The organism is Pseudomonas alkylphenolica, assembly GCF_016009175.1.
In the GTDB taxonomy this organism is placed as follows: domain Bacteria; phylum Pseudomonadota; class Gammaproteobacteria; order Pseudomonadales; family Pseudomonadaceae; genus Aquipseudomonas; species Aquipseudomonas alkylphenolica_B.
In genome coordinates this window covers 52,844-69,973 of record NZ_JADUCM010000025.1, presented here as the reverse complement: position 1 = coordinate 69,973, position 17,130 = coordinate 52,844, and the positions used below count along the sequence as shown (strand labels likewise).

The 17,130-nt window shown below is 59.4% G+C and carries 16 protein-coding genes; 13 read left to right on the top strand and 3 right to left on the bottom strand.

Annotation, left to right across the window (positions count from 1 at the left end; translation table 11 throughout):
* Window positions 1-111 precede the first annotated feature (111 nt).
* Window positions 112-879 (top strand): GntR family transcriptional regulator, encoded by a 768-nt coding sequence (locus I5S59_RS19460; protein WP_197878071.1) that lies wholly within the window; start codon window positions 112-114, stop codon window positions 877-879.
* 87 nt (window positions 880-966) lie between these two features.
* On the opposite strand, the gene smpB is transcribed toward I5S59_RS19460, so the two are convergent.
* Window positions 967-1,449 (bottom strand): SsrA-binding protein SmpB, encoded by a 483-nt coding sequence (gene smpB, locus I5S59_RS19455; protein ID WP_128323029.1) that lies wholly within the window; start codon window positions 1,447-1,449, stop codon window positions 967-969.
* Between the two features lie 115 nt (window positions 1,450-1,564).
* Here smpB and I5S59_RS19450 point away from each other — a divergent pair, with 115 nt between their 5' ends.
* The 3 genes from I5S59_RS19450 to I5S59_RS19440 are packed head-to-tail and all read left to right on the top strand — an operon-like array spanning window position 1,565 to window position 3,720.
* Window positions 1,565-2,968 carry a sodium-dependent transporter gene (locus I5S59_RS19450; protein ID WP_197878070.1) on the top strand — a complete coding sequence of 468 codons (1,404 nt, stop codon included), beginning with the start codon at window positions 1,565-1,567 and terminating at the stop codon, window positions 2,966-2,968.
* A 7-nt stretch (window positions 2,969-2,975) separates the two neighbouring features.
* The gene (locus tag I5S59_RS19445; RefSeq protein ID WP_197878069.1) at window positions 2,976-3,410 is read left to right on the top strand and encodes a type II toxin-antitoxin system RatA family toxin; all 435 of its coding nucleotides are present in this window, start codon (window positions 2,976-2,978) and stop codon (window positions 3,408-3,410) included.
* Window positions 3,403-3,720, top strand: coding sequence for an RnfH family protein (locus I5S59_RS19440; RefSeq protein WP_197878068.1), 318 nt, complete (start codon window positions 3,403-3,405; stop codon window positions 3,718-3,720). The genes I5S59_RS19445 and I5S59_RS19440 overlap by 8 nt, the downstream gene beginning before the upstream one ends.
* Before the next feature lie 49 nt (window positions 3,721-3,769).
* Here the strand turns inward: I5S59_RS19440 and I5S59_RS19435 are convergent, their stop codons facing one another.
* The gene (locus I5S59_RS19435) at window positions 3,770-4,306 is read right to left on the bottom strand and encodes an outer membrane protein assembly factor BamE (protein WP_197878067.1); all 537 of its coding nucleotides are present in this window, start codon (window positions 4,304-4,306) and stop codon (window positions 3,770-3,772) included.
* A 97-nt stretch (window positions 4,307-4,403) separates the two neighbouring features.
* Between I5S59_RS19435 and fur the strand changes: the two genes are divergently transcribed.
* On the top strand, window positions 4,404-4,808 hold the full coding sequence (gene fur, locus I5S59_RS19430) for a ferric iron uptake transcriptional regulator (RefSeq protein ID WP_197878066.1): 405 nt from the start codon (window positions 4,404-4,406) through the stop codon (window positions 4,806-4,808).
* A 68-nt stretch (window positions 4,809-4,876) separates the two neighbouring features.
* On the opposite strand, the gene recN is transcribed toward fur, so the two are convergent.
* Window positions 4,877-6,550, bottom strand: coding sequence for a DNA repair protein RecN (gene recN / locus I5S59_RS19425; RefSeq protein ID WP_197878065.1), 1,674 nt, complete (start codon window positions 6,548-6,550; stop codon window positions 4,877-4,879).
* A gap of 230 nt (window positions 6,551-6,780) precedes the next feature.
* Here recN and grpE point away from each other — a divergent pair, with 230 nt between their 5' ends.
* The 8 genes from grpE to I5S59_RS19385 all read left to right on the top strand — a co-directional run bounded on the left by grpE (window position 6,781) and on the right by I5S59_RS19385 (window position 17,126).
* On the top strand, window positions 6,781-7,335 hold the full coding sequence (gene grpE / locus I5S59_RS19420; RefSeq protein WP_128323022.1) for a nucleotide exchange factor GrpE: 555 nt from the start codon (window positions 6,781-6,783) through the stop codon (window positions 7,333-7,335).
* A 101-nt stretch (window positions 7,336-7,436) separates the two neighbouring features.
* The gene (gene dnaK / locus I5S59_RS19415) at window positions 7,437-9,356 is read left to right on the top strand and encodes a molecular chaperone DnaK (RefSeq protein ID WP_197878064.1); all 1,920 of its coding nucleotides are present in this window, start codon (window positions 7,437-7,439) and stop codon (window positions 9,354-9,356) included.
* 210 nt (window positions 9,357-9,566) lie between these two features.
* Window positions 9,567-10,691 carry a molecular chaperone DnaJ gene (gene dnaJ / locus I5S59_RS19410; protein ID WP_128323020.1) on the top strand — a complete coding sequence of 375 codons (1,125 nt, stop codon included), beginning with the start codon at window positions 9,567-9,569 and terminating at the stop codon, window positions 10,689-10,691.
* Window positions 10,692-10,703: 12 nt separating this feature from the next.
* A complete protein-coding gene (gene dapB, locus I5S59_RS19405) occupies window positions 10,704-11,507 on the top strand; it encodes a 4-hydroxy-tetrahydrodipicolinate reductase (RefSeq protein WP_197878063.1) in 804 nt (267 codons plus the stop codon).
* Between the two features lie 263 nt (window positions 11,508-11,770).
* On the top strand, window positions 11,771-12,907 hold the full coding sequence (gene carA, locus I5S59_RS19400) for a glutamine-hydrolyzing carbamoyl-phosphate synthase small subunit (protein ID WP_197878062.1): 1,137 nt from the start codon (window positions 11,771-11,773) through the stop codon (window positions 12,905-12,907).
* A 103-nt stretch (window positions 12,908-13,010) separates the two neighbouring features.
* A complete protein-coding gene (gene carB, locus I5S59_RS19395) occupies window positions 13,011-16,232 on the top strand; it encodes a carbamoyl-phosphate synthase large subunit (RefSeq protein ID WP_128323017.1) in 3,222 nt (1,073 codons plus the stop codon).
* Window positions 16,229-16,711, top strand: a complete 483-nt coding sequence (gene greA / locus I5S59_RS19390; protein WP_197878061.1) for a transcription elongation factor GreA — start codon at window positions 16,229-16,231, stop codon at window positions 16,709-16,711. Before carB ends, greA begins: the two co-directional genes overlap by 4 nt.
* A complete protein-coding gene (locus I5S59_RS19385; RefSeq protein ID WP_197878060.1) occupies window positions 16,689-17,126 on the top strand; it encodes an MFS transporter in 438 nt (145 codons plus the stop codon). Before greA ends, I5S59_RS19385 begins: the two co-directional genes overlap by 23 nt.
* Window positions 17,127-17,130 lie beyond the last annotated feature (4 nt).

Genomic DNA, 17,130 nt, shown 5'->3' with positions numbered 1-17,130 from the left:
GGACGTGAGGGCTGAATAGCTCGGAAATTTGCCAACTGATGGGTGTCGGCGAGAGGCGGATAGGCCAAAATAGACGGCCCCAAACGTTCTTGGGCTTGTGGAGTGCATGTGATGGTTTTTGATCAGGTCCGCCAACGCCGTTTGTCCGACGATATCGTCGAGCGGCTTGAGGGGATGATTCTTGAAGGCACCTTGGCTGCCGGCCAGCGGCTGCCTGCCGAACGGGCATTGGCCGAGCAGTTCGGTGTATCGCGACCGTCATTGCGCGAAGCAATCCAGAAACTGGTGGCAAAGGGTTTGTTGATCAGTCGCCAGGGCGGCGGTAACTACGTGGCCGAGTCATTGGGTACGACCTTCAGCGATCCTTTGCTGCAATTGCTTGAGAGCAACCCGGAAGCCCAGCGTGACTTGCTTGAGTTCCGTCACACCCTGGAAGCATCGTGTGCCTATTACGCCGCGATCCGTGCGACAGAACCCGACCGACAACGGCTCAAGGCTGCGTTCGACACCTTGCAGGATTGCTATTCCCGTTCCGCTGAGGTGGATCGGGCCGAGGAGGGCGCTGCCGATGCGCGTTTCCATCTGGCGATTGCCGAGGCCAGTCACAACGCGGTGTTGCTGCATACCATCCGCGGCCTGTTCGATCTGCTCAAGCGCAACGTGGTGACCAACATTGGCGGCATGTACAAGCAGCGTGCCGAAACCCGCGACATGCTGATCAGCCAGCATCGGGAGCTGTACCTGGCGATTGTGGAAGGGCGTGCGGAGGATGCGCGCGAAGTCTCCAGCCGGCACATTCTGTATGTGCAGGAAGTGCTCGATGAGGTGCGCCAGGAAGTGCAGCGAACGGCGCGGGCAGAGCGGCGCATCGGACGCTAGCGCGTAATGGCAAGGCTTTGCCTTGCATCGCCGGCAATGCCGGCGATGAGGCGATGACAGGCGGCCGGGGTCACCTGCCGGAAAGGCTCAGTCTTCCTTGCCCTTGTTGCGCACTGCACGCTGCAGTTCGCGGTCGGAATCACGCTCGCGCTGGGTATCGCGCTTGTCGTATTCCTTCTTGCCCTTGCCCAGTGCGATCTCGCACTTGATCAGGTGCTTGCTCCAGTAGATCGACAAGGCCACGCAGGTGTAGCCCTTTTGCTGCACGGCAGCATGAATGCGTTCCAGCTCGCGCTTGTTGAGCAGCAGTTTGCGGGTACGTGTCGGGTCGGCAATGACATGGGTACTGGCCGCGGTCAGTGGCGTGATATGGCTGCCCATCAGCCAGGCCTCGCCATCTTTGAGCACCACGTAACTGTCGGTCAGATGCGCCTTGCCGGCACGCAGACTTTTTACTTCCCAACCGGACAGGACCAATCCGGCCTCGAACTTGTGCTCGATGAAGTAATCGTGTCGCGCCTTTTTATTCTGCGCGATGGTCCCTGTCGGATGTTTCTTTTGTTTAGCCATAGGGGCGGCATTATAGGCAGTCGTTGCGCTGTCGGCTACGGGGTAGCAGTGCGCTTGAGCCTGTGAGTTGAATCCCGGACAATGCGCGCTCTTTTTTCCACAGTTGAGCGTGTTGATGTCGACGGACAAGGTTTCTGTCCATGGTGGCTGGGCCAGTCGCTGGGTGTTTGTGCTGGCGGCAACCGGTGCTGCAGTAGGGCTTGGAAGTATCTGGAAATTCCCCTACATGGTCGGCGTCTACGGCGGAGGTGCCTTTGTTCTGGTGTTCCTGGCCTGCATTGCCCTGATCGGAATTCCGGTGATGCTCGCCGAGACCCTGATCGGCCGCCGCACCCGTCAAAGCCCGGCCAATGCCCTGCGTGACCTGGCACTGGAAGCGGGGCACTCACCGCGCTGGTCCTGGTGGGCGTTTGCCGGAATGATCACGGCGCTGTTGATCCTGTCCTTCTACAGCGTGGTCGGTGGCTGGTCGTTCGACTACATCATCAACATGGGCAAAGGTGATTTTCAGGGTGTGACGGCCGACCAGGTCGGTACCTACTTCAATGGGGTCATCAGTGATCCCTGGCGGCTGGTGCTGTGGCACAGCCTGTTCATGCTGCTTTCGGCGCTGGTGATTGCACGCGGTGTTGTGGCAGGCCTGGAGAAGAGTCTGCGGATCATGATGCCGCTGCTGTTCCTGCTGCTGGTGATTCTGCTGGGCTACAGCCTGACCACCGGGCACTTTATGCAGGGCCTGCATTTCATGTTCGACTTTGACACCTCGCGCCTGCTCGACGGTTTGTTGCCTGCCATGGGGCACGCCTTCTTTTCGTTGAGTGTCGGTGTCGGTTCGCTGTTGATCTACGGCGCCTACATGCCTAAAGGTGCGTCGATTGGCGGCACCATTGTTGCCGTTGCGCTGCTCGATACGTTTGTTTCGTTGTTGGCTGGCCTGGCCCTGTTTCCGATTGTCTTTGCGGCGGGCTTGAACCCTAGTGAAGGCCCGGGCCTGATGTTCGTTGCGCTGCCATTTGCATTCGGCAATGTGGCGTTTGGCCAGTTGATGGGCGTCGTATTCTTTGTTCTAGTGGCAGTGGCGGCCTGGAGCTCGGCGATTTCCCTGCTGGAACCGATGGTGGCCTACCTGGTGGAGCGCACCGGTGTTCGCCGTGGCTGGATCACGACCTGGCTGGCATTCAGTTGCTGGCTGGTTGGCTTGGGCACGGTGTTTTCATTCAATATCTGGCAGCAGGCGCGCTTTTTTGTGAACGACGGCAGCGGCCTGCAGCTCTACCAGTGGGGCGCGAGCGGCGGCCTGGACTTCTTCGGGGTGATTGATTTCTTCACTTCGCGAATCATGTTGCCGCTGGGTGGATTGTGTTTCGTGGTTTTCGCCGGCTGGATCATGGGCCGTGAAGCGGTGCGCGACGAGTTGGCCATGCGCAGCCCGTTGTTGTTTGCTCTGACTTTCTTCTTGATGCGCTATGTGGCGCCCCTCGGCATTCTGATTGTGTTTGCCGCTCAGCTTTGGAAGTGACACCTGGATGACTACCCATATTCAACGCTCGGCCCTACTGCCTTATCCCGCCCAGGCGTTGTACGACCTGGTCAACGATGTAGCGCGGTACCCTGAGTTTCTGCCCTGGTGCTCGGCCAGCACGGTGCTCGAAGTCAGTGACACGCTGATGCGCGCCAGCCTGGAAGTTGCCAAGGGCGGGATGAGCCAGAAGTTTGTAACCCGCAATGTACTGGTACCTGGGCAGTCCATCGAGATGAACCTGGAGGAGGGGCCGTTCAACCAGTTGCACGGGCTGTGGATCTTCAAGCCCTTGGGCGAGAAGGCCTGCAAGATCAGCCTGGACCTGTCCTTTGATTACGCCGGGCCGTTGGTGCGAGCGACATTGGGCCCGCTATTCAACCAGGCGGCCAATACGCTGGTGGATGCGTTCTGCCAGCGGGCAAAGCAAGTCAATGGTTGAGGGTGTGGTGCAGGTTGAGGTTGTCTATGCAACCGCTGACCAGCAATGGCTCATGACGCTAGAGGTAGCGGCCGGTACCACACTGCGTGAGGCAGTGCGCTTGTCGGGGCTCGCCGAGCAGGTGCCGGGGCTGGATACAGAGGCCTGTCCATTGGGTATCTTCGGCAAGGTTATAAAAGAGGCTGACCAGCAAGCCGTTGTCGACGGTGACCGCATCGAGTTGTACCGGCCGTTGCTGATCGACCCCAAGGAAGTACGCAAGCAGCGCGCCGACAAAGTGGCCAGGGTGTTCAAGAAAGCCAAGCGCTGAGACACAAAAAAGCCCGGAATGTCCGGGCTTTTCTTTGTCTGCAATGTACTTATTGCGGCGATGTTTCCAGTGGGGCAGGCGTCGGTACCGGAATGGTTTTGATGGTATCGACTTCTTTCTGGATTTTCTCTTCCAGAGAGCCCGGCTTGGCTGGAGTTTCTTTCACCGGCTCGACTGGCTGGGTGGTACCTGGCTCAACCGGGGCGACACTGGTGTCGCCGCTGCCACCGAGAATTTCCTGGTCGCGGCTGACGCCCGGCATGAAGTCGCCGGACAGGCTGACCAGTTGATCGTTCTCGTTGAAGAAGATGCTCATGCGCTCCTGCTGGCGTTCACCGCCACCTGGCTGCAGGCTGTACAGATAATCCCAACGATTGGTATGGAAGGTATCCTGGATCAGCGGGTTGCCCATGATAAACCTTACTTGCCGACGGGTCATTCCGGGGCGTAATTGGTCTATCATATCTTGCGTGACGACATTGCCCTGCTGGATGTCGATTTTGTAAACCCCGGGGAACGAGCAACCGGCGAGTGCGAGCAGTCCCACAAAGGTGAGGCTGGTTAGCAAGAGCTTGGTGTTTTGCATCGGTGGGCGACTTCCACTATCTTGGCTGGACAACGTAAACCCCGATCATACCCGTATTCAGAGAAGCTGCGAAGCAGCATCGGCGAGAAAGCTGACCATGGTTGAAAATAGCGAACTGCGCAAAGCTGGTCTCAAGGTGACCCTGCCTCGAGTAAAAATTCTACAGATGCTCGACTCTACCGAGCAGCGTCACATGAGTGCTGAGGATGTCTACAAGGCGCTGATGGAGGCTGGCGAAGATGTAGGTCTGGCCACGGTTTACCGTGTTCTGACCCAATTCGAAGCCGCAGGCCTGGTTGTGCGCCACAACTTCGACGGCGGTCACGCCGTATTCGAGCTGGCCGATGGCGGCCACCACGACCACATGGTTAACGTGGAGTCTGGCGAGGTTATCGAGTTTTTCGATAGTGAAATTGAAAAGCGCCAGAAGGAAATCGTTGCTGAGCACGGTTTCGACCTGGTTGACCATAATCTGGTCCTGTACGTGCGCAAGAAAAAGTAAGCAATTGTTTCTTCGTGTATGACAACAAAGGCGACCTCAGGTCGCCTTTGTGTTTTCTGGCCTTTGCTTCAGGCTTTGCTGGTCACCACCATTTTGCGGGCGTGAGCCAGTGATTCCTTGGTCAGGTCAATGCCGCCGAGCATTCGCGCGACTTCTTCAACGCGTTCGCGCTTGCCAAGGTTGGCCACGGCAGTATGGGTAGCATCGCTGTTGCGTACCTTGTGCACGAACAAGTGGTGGTGGCCTTGCGCAGCCACTTGCGGCAGGTGGGTGACGGTCAATACCTGGCCGCGTTCACCCAGGCGGCGCAGTAGTTGTCCAACGATCTCTGCGGTCGGGCCGCCGATACCTACGTCGACTTCATCGAAGACCAGGGTCGGGATGCGAGAGGTTTGCGCGGTAATCACCTGGATAGCCAGGCTGATCCGTGACAGTTCGCCACCGGAGGCGACTTTGGCCAGGCCTTTGAGCGGTTGGCCAGGGTTGGCGCTGACCAGCAATTCCACCTGTTCCAGGCCATGCGGTGACAGCTCGTCACTGTCGTTGGCGTGCAACTCTATGTTGAAGCGGCCGCCGGGCATGCCCAGGCGCTGGATTTCCTGTTCCACGGCGCCGGCCAGCTGGGTGGCTGCCTGCTTGCGCAACCCGCTCAGTTCAGCAGCCTTGTCCTGGTAGTGACGGGCAAAGGCGGCCAGCTCGTCGGCAAGGCGCTCGATCGACTCGTCATTGGCGTTGAGACCTTCGAGTTCCTCCAGCAATCGCTGTTGCAGGCTGGAGAGTTCGGTCGGATGTACGCGGTGCTTGCGCGCCAGCGTATAGATGTTGTCGAGGCGCTCTTCGAGCTGCTGCAGGCGTGCCGGGTCGGCATCGAAGTGATCGAGGAAGCGGTTGAGCTCACCCACTGCTTCTTCGACCTGGATCTGTGCGCTGGCGATCATGTTGGCGGCTTCGCCCAAGGCCTTGGGTGCATTTTGTATGGCGGTCAGGCGGTTGAGGCTGGCGGTCAGGGCGTTGAGCACGTTGCCTGAGTCGTTCTCGCTGCAGTGGTCGATGACCTGGCGGCAGATGCCGAACAAGGCTTCGGCGTTGGTCAGGTTCTTGTGTTCCTGTTCCAGGAGTTCCAGTTCATTCTCGCCCAGTCCCAGGTTGTCGAGCTCTTCGAGCTGGTAACTCAGCAGTTGATGCTGGGCCCGCTGTTCGTCGCCCGAGTTGGACAGGCGCTCGAGTTCCTGGCGGGTCTGGCGCCAGCGCTGGGCCGCCAGTTGTACCTGGCGGGCCAGGTCGGTGGCGCCGGCATATTCGTCGAGCAGTCGCCGATGGGTGTCGGTCTTCAGCAGCGACTGGTGCTCGTGCTGGCTGTGGATATCGATGAGCAGTTCGCCCAGTGCCTTGAGGTCGCCTAGCGGGCAAGGGGTGCCGTTGATGTAGCCGCGGCTGCGCCCTTCGGCAGTGATGACCCGGCGCAGGATGCACGGGCCGTCGTTGTCCAGGTCGCGTTCGGCCAGCCAGGTGCGAGCCTCGGGAATATCCACAAGGTCGAAGGTGGCGAGGATGTCGGCCTTGTCGGCACCTGGGCGCACCACGCCGCTGTCGGCACGATCCCCAAGGGTCAGGCCCAGGGCGTCGAGCATGATCGATTTGCCGGCACCGGTTTCACCGGTAATGACGCTCATCCCGCGGGCGAGCTCCAGGTCCAGGTGTTCGACGATGGCATAGTTGTGTACAGACAGGTGCACCAGCATTGGGGCGGCTCCCAGGCGAGAAGTCTGGTTATTTATACAGTGTTTTAAAATCCTCTGGCAATGGCTGTGCTTAGTTCGATTTGGTTATCAGCAGGCTGTTCTGATTGCGATGGGTTATGAACGAATCTGCTTGGGCTGCTCTCTACCCCTTGAACCTGGGTTTTGCGACCCCATATAGCCGGCAGAAGCGCGAGTTCAGCTCGCTGACATTATTCGAGAGGAGAGATTTTATGGCTGACGAACAGCTGGATGAACAGAATCTGAACGCCGAAGAAACTGGCGCACAAGACCTGAGCGCCCGCGTGCAGGTGCTCGAAGAGCAGCTGGCGGCGGCCCAGGATCAATCCCTGCGTACCGCTGCCGATCTGCAGAACATCCGTCGCCGTGCCGAACAGGATGTCGAGAAGGCGCACAAGTTTGCGCTGGAAAAATTCGCCGGTGACCTGCTGCCGGTCATCGACAGCCTGGAGCGCGGCCTGGAGCTTTCGAGCCCGGACGACGAGAGCATTCGCCCAATGCGCGAAGGCATCGAGCTCACCCTGAAGATGTTCCATGACACCCTCAAGCGCTACAACCTCGAGGCGATTGACCCGCACGGCGAACCCTTCAACGCCGAGCATCACCAGGCAATGGCCATGCAGGAAAGCGCCGAAGTCGAGCCCAACAGCGTGCTCAAGGTCTTCCAGAAGGGCTATCAGCTCAATGGTCGCCTGCTGCGCCCGGCCATGGTCGTGGTCAGCAAGGCCCCGGCAGCGGTTTCGCCATCGATTGACGAGCAGGCTTGAAATCGTTTCGGGCGCCCCCATCTAGGTGTCAAGCATTCAAGTATTACCGCAGTTAGCCACCACTGCTGCGGCAACAAAATTCAAGTTTCGGGAGAGTGAACATGGGCAAAATCATTGGTATCGACCTGGGGACCACCAACTCGTGTGTCTCCATTCTGGAAAACGGCAACGTCAAGGTCATCGAGAACGCTGAAGGCGCTCGTACCACGCCGTCGATCATTGCATACGCCAACGATGGCGAGATTCTGGTCGGTCAATCCGCCAAGCGTCAGGCGGTGACCAACCCGCACAACACCCTGTACGCAGTAAAGCGTCTGATCGGTCGTCGTTTTGACGAAGATGTCGTGCAGAAAGACATCCAGATGGTTCCGTACAAGATCGTCAAGGCTGACAACAACGACGCCTGGGTCGAAGTCAACGGCCAGAAAATGGCACCACCTCAGATCTCTGCCGAGATCCTGAAAAAAATGAAGAAGACTGCCGAAGACTACCTCGGCGAGCCTGTCACCGAAGCGGTCATCACCGTTCCGGCGTACTTCAACGACAGCCAGCGTCAGGCCACTAAGGATGCCGGTCGCATCGCCGGTCTGGACGTAAAACGTATCATCAACGAACCTACCGCAGCTGCACTGGCTTACGGTATGGACAAGGCCAAGGGCGATCACACTGTGATCGTTTATGACCTCGGCGGTGGTACCTTCGACGTTTCGGTTATCGAAATCGCCGAAGTCGATGGCGAGCACCAGTTCGAAGTACTGGCCACCAACGGTGACACTTTCCTCGGTGGTGAAGACTTTGACATTCGTCTGATCGACTACCTCGTCGACGAATTCAAGAAAGAAAGCGGCATGAACCTCAAAGGTGACCCGCTGGCCATGCAGCGCCTGAAAGAAGCTGCTGAAAAGGCCAAGATCGAGCTGTCCTCGAGCCAGCAGACCGACGTCAACCTGCCGTACATCACTGCAGATGCCACCGGTCCTAAGCACCTGAACGTGAAGATCTCCCGCGCCAAGCTGGAGTCGCTGGTCGAAGACCTGGTTCAGCGCACCATCGAGCCATGCCGTATCGCCATGAAAGATGCCGGTATCGACGTCAGCAAGATCGACGACGTGATCCTGGTGGGCGGTCAGACCCGTATGCCGCTGGTACAGAAGGCTGTTACCGATTTCTTCGGTAAAGAGGCCCGTAAAGACGTCAACCCTGACGAAGCGGTTGCCATGGGTGCTGCGATCCAGGGTGCGGTACTGGCCGGTGACGTGAAAGACGTACTGCTGCTGGACGTCAGCCCGCTGACCCTGGGTATCGAAACCATGGGGGGCGTGATGACCGCGCTGATCGAGAAGAACACCACTATTCCGACCAAAAAGTCGCAAGTGTTCTCGACTGCCGATGACAACCAGAGCGCTGTGACCATTCACGTGCTGCAAGGTGAGCGTAAGCAGGCTGCACAGAACAAGTCCCTGGGCAAGTTCGACCTGGCCGAGATCCCACCAGCACCACGTGGCGTGCCACAGATCGAAGTAACCTTCGACATCGACGCCAACGGCATTCTGCACGTAGGCGCCAAAGACAAGGCTACTGGCAAGACCCAGTCGATCGTGATCAAGGCCAACTCGGGTCTGTCTGATGAAGAAATTCAGCAGATGATCCGCGACGCCGAAGCGAACTCGGAAGAAGACCGCAAGTTCGAAGAGCTGGCCACTGCCCGTAACCAGGGTGATGCGCTGGTTCACTCGACTCGCAAAATGGTCGCTGATGCCGGTGACAAGGTTACCGCTGAAGAGAAGACCGCGATCGAGGCTGCTGTGGTTGCCCTGGAAGCCGCCATCAAAGGCGACGACAAGGCTGCCATCGACGCCAAGGTCGAAGAGCTGTCGAAAGTATCGGCCCCGGTTGCTCAGAAGATGTACGCCGAGCAACAGGCTGAGCAGCCACAAGCGGGTGCGCAGCAGCAAGCCGAAGAGCCTAAGCACGACGACGTGGTCGATGCTGAGTTCGAAGAAGTCAAAGACAACAAGTAATTGCTACAGGTTGTCGGCCGGCTGACTGCTCACTAGCGGTTGACTGGTAGGATGTCGCCGCGCGGGGGCTTGCTCCCGCGTTGGCGTGTCTGGAATACCCGAATTTTTACAGCATCTGTCAGGCCTTCGGGAGGAGGTTGAGGTGGATGCTGGCGGCACAGCGCGAAATGCGCAGAGGTTTGCCGAACGTCCTCAAGAGTGCAAAGACTTATGGCAAAGCGTGACTATTACGAAGTTCTGGGGGTTGAGCGCGGCTCCAGTGAGGCGGACCTGAAAAAGGCCTATCGCCGCCTGGCGATGAAGCATCACCCGGACCGTAACCCCGATGACAAAGAGTCTGAAGAGAAATTCAAGGAAGCCAACGAGGCTTACGAAGTTCTTTCCGATGCCAGCAAGCGCGCGGCCTACGACCAGTACGGTCACGCGGGTGTCGACCCGAGCATGGGTGGCGGTGGCGCTGGCTTCGGTGGCGCGAACTTCTCCGATATCTTCGGTGACGTGTTCAGCGACTTCTTTGGTGGCGGCCGTGGTGGTTCGCGCGGTGGTGCCCAGCGTGGCAGCGACCTGCGTTACACCCTCGAGCTGAACCTGGAAGAAGCGGTGCGCGGTACCACGGTCAACATTCGTGTGCCGACGCTGGTCAACTGCGAGCCGTGTGATGGCTCAGGTGCCAAGAAAGGCTCGTCGCCTTCGACCTGTCCGACCTGTGGCGGCATTGGTCAGGTGCGCATGCAGCAGGGCTTCTTCTCGGTCCAGCAGACCTGCCCGCGTTGCCACGGCCAGGGCAAGATCATTACCGATCCGTGCAACTCGTGCCACGGTGAAGGCCGCGTCGAAGAGTTCAAGACGCTTTCGGTCAAGGTGCCGGCTGGCGTTGATACCGGTGACCGCATTCGCCTGTCGGGTGAAGGTGAGGCCGGCTCCCACGGTGGGCCTACCGGTGATCTGTACGTTGTGATCAATGTGCGCGAGCACGCGATCTTCCAGCGTGATGGCAAGCACCTGTATTGCGAAGTACCGATCAGCTACACCGATGCTGCCCTGGGTGGTGAGCTGGAAGTGCCGACCCTTGATGGTCGGGTGAAGCTGAAGATCCCGGAAGGCACCCAGACCGGCAAGCAGTTCCGCTTGCGTGGCAAGGGTGTGGCCCCGGTGCGTGGTGGCGGTGCTGGCGACCTGATGTGCCGGGTTGCGGTGGAAACACCGGTCAACCTGAGTCGTCGTCAGCGCGAGTTGCTCGAAGAGCTGCGTGACTCGCTGGAAGGCGACAGTTCTCACTCGCCCAAGGCCAGTGGTTGGTTTGAAGGCGTAAAGCGCTTCTTCGGCGACTTGTAAGAGGGATAAGGCATGCGACGTATAGCGGTAATGGGCGCGGCAGGGCGCATGGGCAAGACCCTGATCGAGGCTGTGCAGCAGACCCAGGGCGCCGGACTGACGGCGGCAATTGATCGTCCGGACAGTTCGCTGGTGGGCGCTGATGCGGGTGAGCTGGCTGCATTGGGTCGCATTGGCGTGATGCTCTCCGACGACCTGGCAAAGGTTGCCGATGAGTTTGATGTGCTGATCGACTTCACTCATCCTTCGGTGACCCTGAAGAATCTGGCGTTCTGCCGCAAGGCGGGCAAGGCCATGGTCATCGGCACCACGGGTTTCAGTGTCGAGGAAAAGCAGTTGCTGGCCGAAGCGGGCAAGGACATTCCGATTGTCTTTGCGGCCAACTTCAGTGTTGGCGTCAACCTTAGCCTGAAGCTGCTGGACATGGCTGCGCGCGTACTGGGTGATGACGTGGATATCGAAATCATCGAGGCCCATCACCGCCACAAGGTCGATGCACCGTCCGGTACTGCGCTGCGCATGGGTGAGGTCGTTGCCAATGCGCTGGGCCGTAATCTGCAGGAAGTGGCGGTTTACGGTCGTGAAGGTCAGACCGGTGCCCGTGATCGCCAGACCATCGGTTTTGCTACCGTGCGTGCCGGCGATGTGGTCGGTGATCACACCGTGCTGTTCGCCGCTGAAGGTGAGCGCCTGGAGATCACCCACAAGGCCTCCAGTCGCATGACCTTTGCCAAGGGTGCGGTACGTGCTGCCCTGTGGCTGGACGGGCGCGAGCCTGGCCTGTACGACATGCAGGACGTGCTCGACCTGCGTTGATCGCAATACCCCTGCGGGAGCGGATTAACCGGAATGGTGAATCCGCTCCCGCAAGCCTCCCATGCGCCCTGTCGCATTCCTGCGCCTTTCAGGCACATCAGTGGTAGACCAAAAAAGCGTTTTTCTGTAAGCTACAGCTTTAGTGTGTCCACTAAAAGCGCGCAGATAATTCGATTAAGAAAGCGGGGTGACGTGTCTATACGTCATTCCGCTTTTTTGCAACCTGCGATCGCCCCTTCAGGCTTGATTTACGGGAGGTCTTCTTGACTAAGCCAGCCATACTCGCCCTTGCCGATGGCAGCATTTTTCGCGGTGAAGCCATTGGAGCCGACGGACAAACCGTTGGTGAGGTGGTGTTTAACACCGCAATGACCGGCTATCAGGAAATCCTGACTGACCCTTCCTATGCGCAGCAAATCGTTACCCTGACTTACCCGCACATTGGCAACACTGGTACCACGCCGGAAGATGCCGAATCCGATCGCGTCTGGTCGGCCGGCCTGGTGATTCGCGACCTGCCACTGATCGCCAGCAACTGGCGTAACAAGCAGTCGCTGCCCGACTACCTCAAGGCCAACAATGTTGTAGCGATCGCCGGTATCGATACCCGTCGCCTGACGCGCATCCTGCGTGAAAAGGGCGCGCAGAACGGTTGCATCCTGGCCGGTGACAACATCAGCGAAGAGGCTGCAATTGCCGCCGCTCGCGGTTTCCCTGGTCTCAAAGGCATGGACCTGGCGAAAGTCGTCAGCACCAAAAACAGCTACGAATGGCGCTCCAGCGTCTGGGAACTGAAAACCGACAGCCACGCGACCATCGATGCCGCCGAGCTGCCGTACCACGTGGTTGCCTACGACTTCGGCGTCAAGCTGAACATCCTGCGCATGCTGGTTGCCCGCGGCTGCCGCCTGACCGTGGTGCCGGCGCAAACCCCGGCCAGCGAAGTACTGGCGCTCAACCCGGATGGCGTTTTCCTGTCCAACGGCCCTGGTGATCCGGAGCCATGCGACTACGCGATCCAGGCGATCAAGGACATCCTCGAGACCGAAATTCCGGTGTTCGGCATTTGCCTGGGTCACCAGTTGCTGGCCCTGGCCTCCGGCGCCAAGACCGTGAAGATGGGCCATGGTCACCACGGCGCCAACCACCCGGTCCAGGACCTGGATACCGGCGTGGTGATGATCACCAGCCAGAACCACGGTTTTGCGGTTGACGAAGCGACCTTGCCGAGCAACGTTCGCGCCATCCACAAGTCGCTGTTCGACGGTACCCTGCAAGGTATCGAGCGCACCGACAAGAGCGCTTTCAGCTTCCAGGGTCACCCTGAAGCCAGCCCGGGCCCGACCGACGTCGCGCCACTGTTCGACCGTTTCATCGATGCCATGGCCAAGCGCCGCTGAGCACCTGCGAGAAGGCCCTGAACCGGTGCAAGCCGCGTTCAGGTGCTGTCCCAAGATTGTTCAAAGCGGCTTGCCGACTGACCTGCGGAATTGAGTGATACCCATGCCAAAACGTACAGACATTAAAAGCATCCTGATTCTCGGCGCTGGCCCGATCGTGATCGGCCAGGCCTGCGAATTCGACTACTCCGGCGCCCAGGCCTGCAAAGCCCTGCGCGAGGAGGGTTATCGCGTCATCCTGGTGAACTCCAACCCGGCCACCATCATGACCGACCCGGCCATGGCCGACGCCACCTACATCGAGCCGATCAAGTGGCAGACGGTGGCCAAGATCATCGAGAAAGAGCGTCCTGACGCGCTGCTGCCAACCATGGGTGGCCAGACTGCCCTGAACTGCGCCCTGGACCTGGAGCGCGAAGGCGTCCTGGAAAAGTTCGGCGTGGAAATGATCGGTGCCAACGCCGACACCATCGACAAAGCCGAAGACCGTTCGCGCTTCGACAAGGCGATGAAGGCCATTGGCCTGGAGTGCCCGCGCTCCGGTATCGCCCACAGCATGGAAGAAGCCAATGCCGTGCTCGAGAAGCTGGGCTTCCCGTGCATCATTCGTCCGTCCTTCACCATGGGCGGCACCGGTGGCGGCATTGCTTACAATCGTGAAGAGTTCGAAGAAATCTGTGCTCGCGGTCTGGACCTGTCGCCGACCAAAGAGCTGCTGATCGACGAATCGCTGATCGGCTGGAAAGAGTACGAGATGGAAGTGGTCCGCGACAAAAAGGACAACTGCATCATCGTCTGCTCGATCGAGAACTTCGACCCGATGGGCGTGCACACCGGTGACTCGATCACTGTTGCGCCGGCGCAGACCCTGACCGACAAGGAATACCAGATCATGCGCAACGCCTCGCTGGCGGTGTTGCGTGAAATCGGTGTGGAAACCGGCGGCTCCAACGTGCAGTTCGGTATCTGCCCCGACACCGGCCGCATGGTCGTGATCGAGATGAACCCGCGGGTATCGCGTTCTTCGGCCCTGGCGTCGAAAGCCACTGGTTTCCCGATCGCCAAGATCGCCGCCAAGCTGGCCGTTGGTTACACCCTCGACGAACTGCAGAACGACATCACTGGCGGTCGCACCCCGGCGTCCTTCGAGCCGTCGATCGACTATGTCGTGACCAAGCTGCCACGTTTTGCCTTCGAAAAATTCCCGAAAGCCGACGCCCGCCTGACCACCCAGATGAAGTCTGTGGGTGAAGTCATGGCCATCGGCCGGACCTTCCAGGAATCCCTGCAGAAAGCCCTGCGCGGTCTGGAAGTCGGTGTCTGCGGTCTGGACCCTAAAGTCGATCTGGCCAGCCCTGACGCTGCCAGCGTGCTCAAGCGCGAACTGACTGTGCCGGGTGCCGAGCGTATCTGGTACGTCGCCGACGCCATGCGTTCGGGCATGACCTGCGACGAAATCTTCGCCCTGACCGGTATCGACCACTGGTTCCTGGTGCAGATGGAAGACCTGATCAAAGAAGAAGAGAAGGTCAAGACGCTCGCGCTGTCGGCGATCGACAAAGACATGATGCTGCGCCTGAAGCGCAAAGGCTTCTCTGACCAGCGTCTGGCCAAACTGTTGGGTATCACCGACAAGAACCTGCGCCGTCATCGTCACAAGCTCGAAGTGTTCCCGGTCTACAAGCGCGTTGACACCTGCGCAGCCGAGTTCGCCACCGACACCGCCTACCTGTACTCGACCTACGAGGAAGAGTGCGAGGCCAACCCGTCGACGCGCGACAAGATCATGATCCTCGGCGGCGGTCCTAACCGTATCGGCCAGGGTATCGAGTTCGACTACTGCTGCGTACACGCCGCCCTGGCGCTGCGTGAAGACGGTTACGAGACCATCATGGTCAACTGCAACCCGGAAACTGTCTCCACCGACTACGACACCTCCGACCGCCTGTACTTCGAGCCGCTGACGCTGGAAGACGTGCTGGAAGTGGTGCGCGTCGAGAAGCCAAAAGGCGTGATCGTTCACTACGGTGGCCAGACCCCGCTGAAACTGGCGCGTGCCCTGGAAGAAGCCGGCGTGCCGATCATCGGTACCAGCCCTGACGCTATCGACCGCGCGGAAGACCGTGAGCGCTTCCAGCAAATGGTTCAGCGCCTGAACCTGCTGCAGCCACCAAACGCCACTGTACGCAGCGAAGACGAAGCGATTCGGGCTGCCGGTGTTATCGGTTACCCGCTGGTGGTGCGTCCGTCCTACGTACTGGGCGGCCGTGCGATGGAAATCGTCTACGAGCTGGACGAGCTCAAGCGCTACCTGCGTGAGGCTGTACAGGTTTCCAACGACAGCCCGGTACTGCTCGACCACTTCCTCAACTGCGCCATCGAGATGGACGTGGATGCGGTCTGTGACGGCAAGGACGTAGTGATCGGTGCGATCATGCAGCACATCGAACAGGCTGGTGTTCACTCCGGTGACTCGGCGTGCTCGCTGCCGCCGTACTCGCTGCCAGCCCATGTTCAGGACGAAGTCCGTGAGCAGGTCAAGAAAATGGCCCTGGAGCTGGGCGTGGTCGGTCTGATGAACGTGCAGCTGGCGCTGCAGGGCGACAAGATCTACGTGATCGAAGTCAACCCGCGTGCGTCGCGTACCGTGCCGTTCGTCTCCAAGTGCATCGGCACCTCGCTGGCGATGATTGCTGCACGCGTCATGGCTGGCAAATCGCTGAAGGAAATCGGTTTCACCAAGGAAATCATTCCTAACTTCTACAGCGTCAAAGAAGCGGTGTTCCCGTTTGCCAAGTTCCCGGGTGTTGACCCGATCCTCGGCCCTGAGATGAAATCCACCGGTGAAGTCATGGGTGTCGGCGACAGCTTCGGTGAAGCCTTCGCCAAGGCCCAGATGGGTGCCAGCGAAGTACTGCCGACCGGCGGTACTGCGTTCATCAGCGTCCGCGACGACGACAAGCCGCAAGTGGCTGGCGTTGCCCGTGACCTGATCGCCCTGGGCTTCGAAGTGGTTGCCACTGTCGGCACCGCCAAGGTGATCGAAGCGGCTGGCCTGAAAGTGCGTCGCGTGAACAAGGTGACCGAAGGTCGTCCGCACGTGGTCGACATGATCAAGAACGACGAAGTGTCGCTGATCATCAACACCACCGAAGGTCGCCAGTCGATTGCCGATTCGTACTCGATTCGTCGCAATGCGTTGCAGCACAAGATTTACTGCACCACCACCATTGCGGCCGGTGAAGCCATCTGTGAAGCGCTGAAATTCGGTCCGGAAAAGACCGTTCGCCGCTTGCAGGATCTGCATGCAGGACTCAAAGCATGAGCATTACCAAATACCCGATGACCGTCCAGGGCGCTCGCGCCCTGGAGGAGGAGCACCTGTTCCTGAGCAAGACCGAGCGCCCGCGCTTGAGTCAGGCAATTGGCGAGGCCCGCGAGCTGGGTGATCTCAAGGAAAACGCCGAATACCATGCCGCCCGTGAAGAGCAGGGCATGGTCGAAGCGCGTATCCGTGATATCGAAGGCCGCCTGCAGAACTCGGTCGTGATCGATGTGACCACCATTCCCCATACCGGGAAGGTCATCTTCGGTACTACCGTGGATCTGGAGAACACCGAAACTGGCGATCAGGTGACCTATCAGATCGTGGGTGAGGACGAGGCTGACATCAAGAAGGGCAAGCTCTCTGCCGGGGCACCGATTGCCCGTGCAATCATCGGCAAGGAAGAAGGCGATACCGTCGTCGTCAAAACGCCAAGTGGCACGGTCGAGTACGAGATTGTCGAAGTCAAACACATCTGACCGGTACCTGCCGGCGCCAACCCTCGAAGGGATCCTCTGGCAGCTGGCCCAGGTCTTCTGGGTTGGCGGCCTGTGGGTGTTTCACGTCGGGCTGGTGCCGGCGCTCAAGGTCAGTGGCCTGGCGCCGTTGCTGGTGCAGGACATCGCCGTGCAGATTGACCGCTGGTTGATCGGCGTGGCAGCAGTCGGCCTGCTGACCCAGCTGGCGGTATTGGTGAGGTTGAGGGGGGTTGCGGCCTGGTGGCAGACCTTCAGCGGCCAGATGCTGCTGGTAGGGTTTACCGCGTGTGTCGGCTACTACACCTTGCGCTACGGTGTTTCCGTAGGGGAGCGATGGCAGGTGTTCTGCTTCGCTGTTCTGGGGATCAGCGGTATCGTACTGGCTGCTCAGCCGGTGCCGGGCAGGGCGCGCTAAGCGC

Excerpts from the sequence above, each read along its gene's own strand:
- I5S59_RS19460 (WP_197878071.1), top strand. The coding sequence starts at position 112 with ATGGTTTTTGATCAGGTCCGCCAACGCCGTTTGTCCGACGATATCGTC.
- smpB (WP_128323029.1), bottom strand. The coding sequence starts at position 1,449 with ATGGCTAAACAAAAGAAACATCCGACAGGGACCATCGCGCAGAATAAA.
- I5S59_RS19450 (WP_197878070.1), top strand. The coding sequence starts at position 1,565 with ATGTCGACGGACAAGGTTTCTGTCCATGGTGGCTGGGCCAGTCGCTGG.
- I5S59_RS19445 (WP_197878069.1), top strand. The coding sequence starts at position 2,976 with ATGACTACCCATATTCAACGCTCGGCCCTACTGCCTTATCCCGCCCAG.
- I5S59_RS19440 (WP_197878068.1), top strand. The coding sequence starts at position 3,403 with ATGGTTGAGGGTGTGGTGCAGGTTGAGGTTGTCTATGCAACCGCTGAC.
- I5S59_RS19435 (WP_197878067.1), bottom strand. The coding sequence starts at position 4,306 with ATGCAAAACACCAAGCTCTTGCTAACCAGCCTCACCTTTGTGGGACTG.
- fur (WP_197878066.1), top strand. The coding sequence starts at position 4,404 with ATGGTTGAAAATAGCGAACTGCGCAAAGCTGGTCTCAAGGTGACCCTG.
- recN (WP_197878065.1), bottom strand. The coding sequence starts at position 6,550 with ATGCTGGTGCACCTGTCTGTACACAACTATGCCATCGTCGAACACCTG.
- grpE (WP_128323022.1), top strand. The coding sequence starts at position 6,781 with ATGGCTGACGAACAGCTGGATGAACAGAATCTGAACGCCGAAGAAACT.
- dnaK (WP_197878064.1), top strand. The coding sequence starts at position 7,437 with ATGGGCAAAATCATTGGTATCGACCTGGGGACCACCAACTCGTGTGTC.
- dnaJ (WP_128323020.1), top strand. The coding sequence starts at position 9,567 with ATGGCAAAGCGTGACTATTACGAAGTTCTGGGGGTTGAGCGCGGCTCC.
- dapB (WP_197878063.1), top strand. The coding sequence starts at position 10,704 with ATGCGACGTATAGCGGTAATGGGCGCGGCAGGGCGCATGGGCAAGACC.
- carB (WP_128323017.1), top strand. The coding sequence starts at position 13,011 with ATGCCAAAACGTACAGACATTAAAAGCATCCTGATTCTCGGCGCTGGC.
- greA (WP_197878061.1), top strand. The coding sequence starts at position 16,229 with ATGAGCATTACCAAATACCCGATGACCGTCCAGGGCGCTCGCGCCCTG.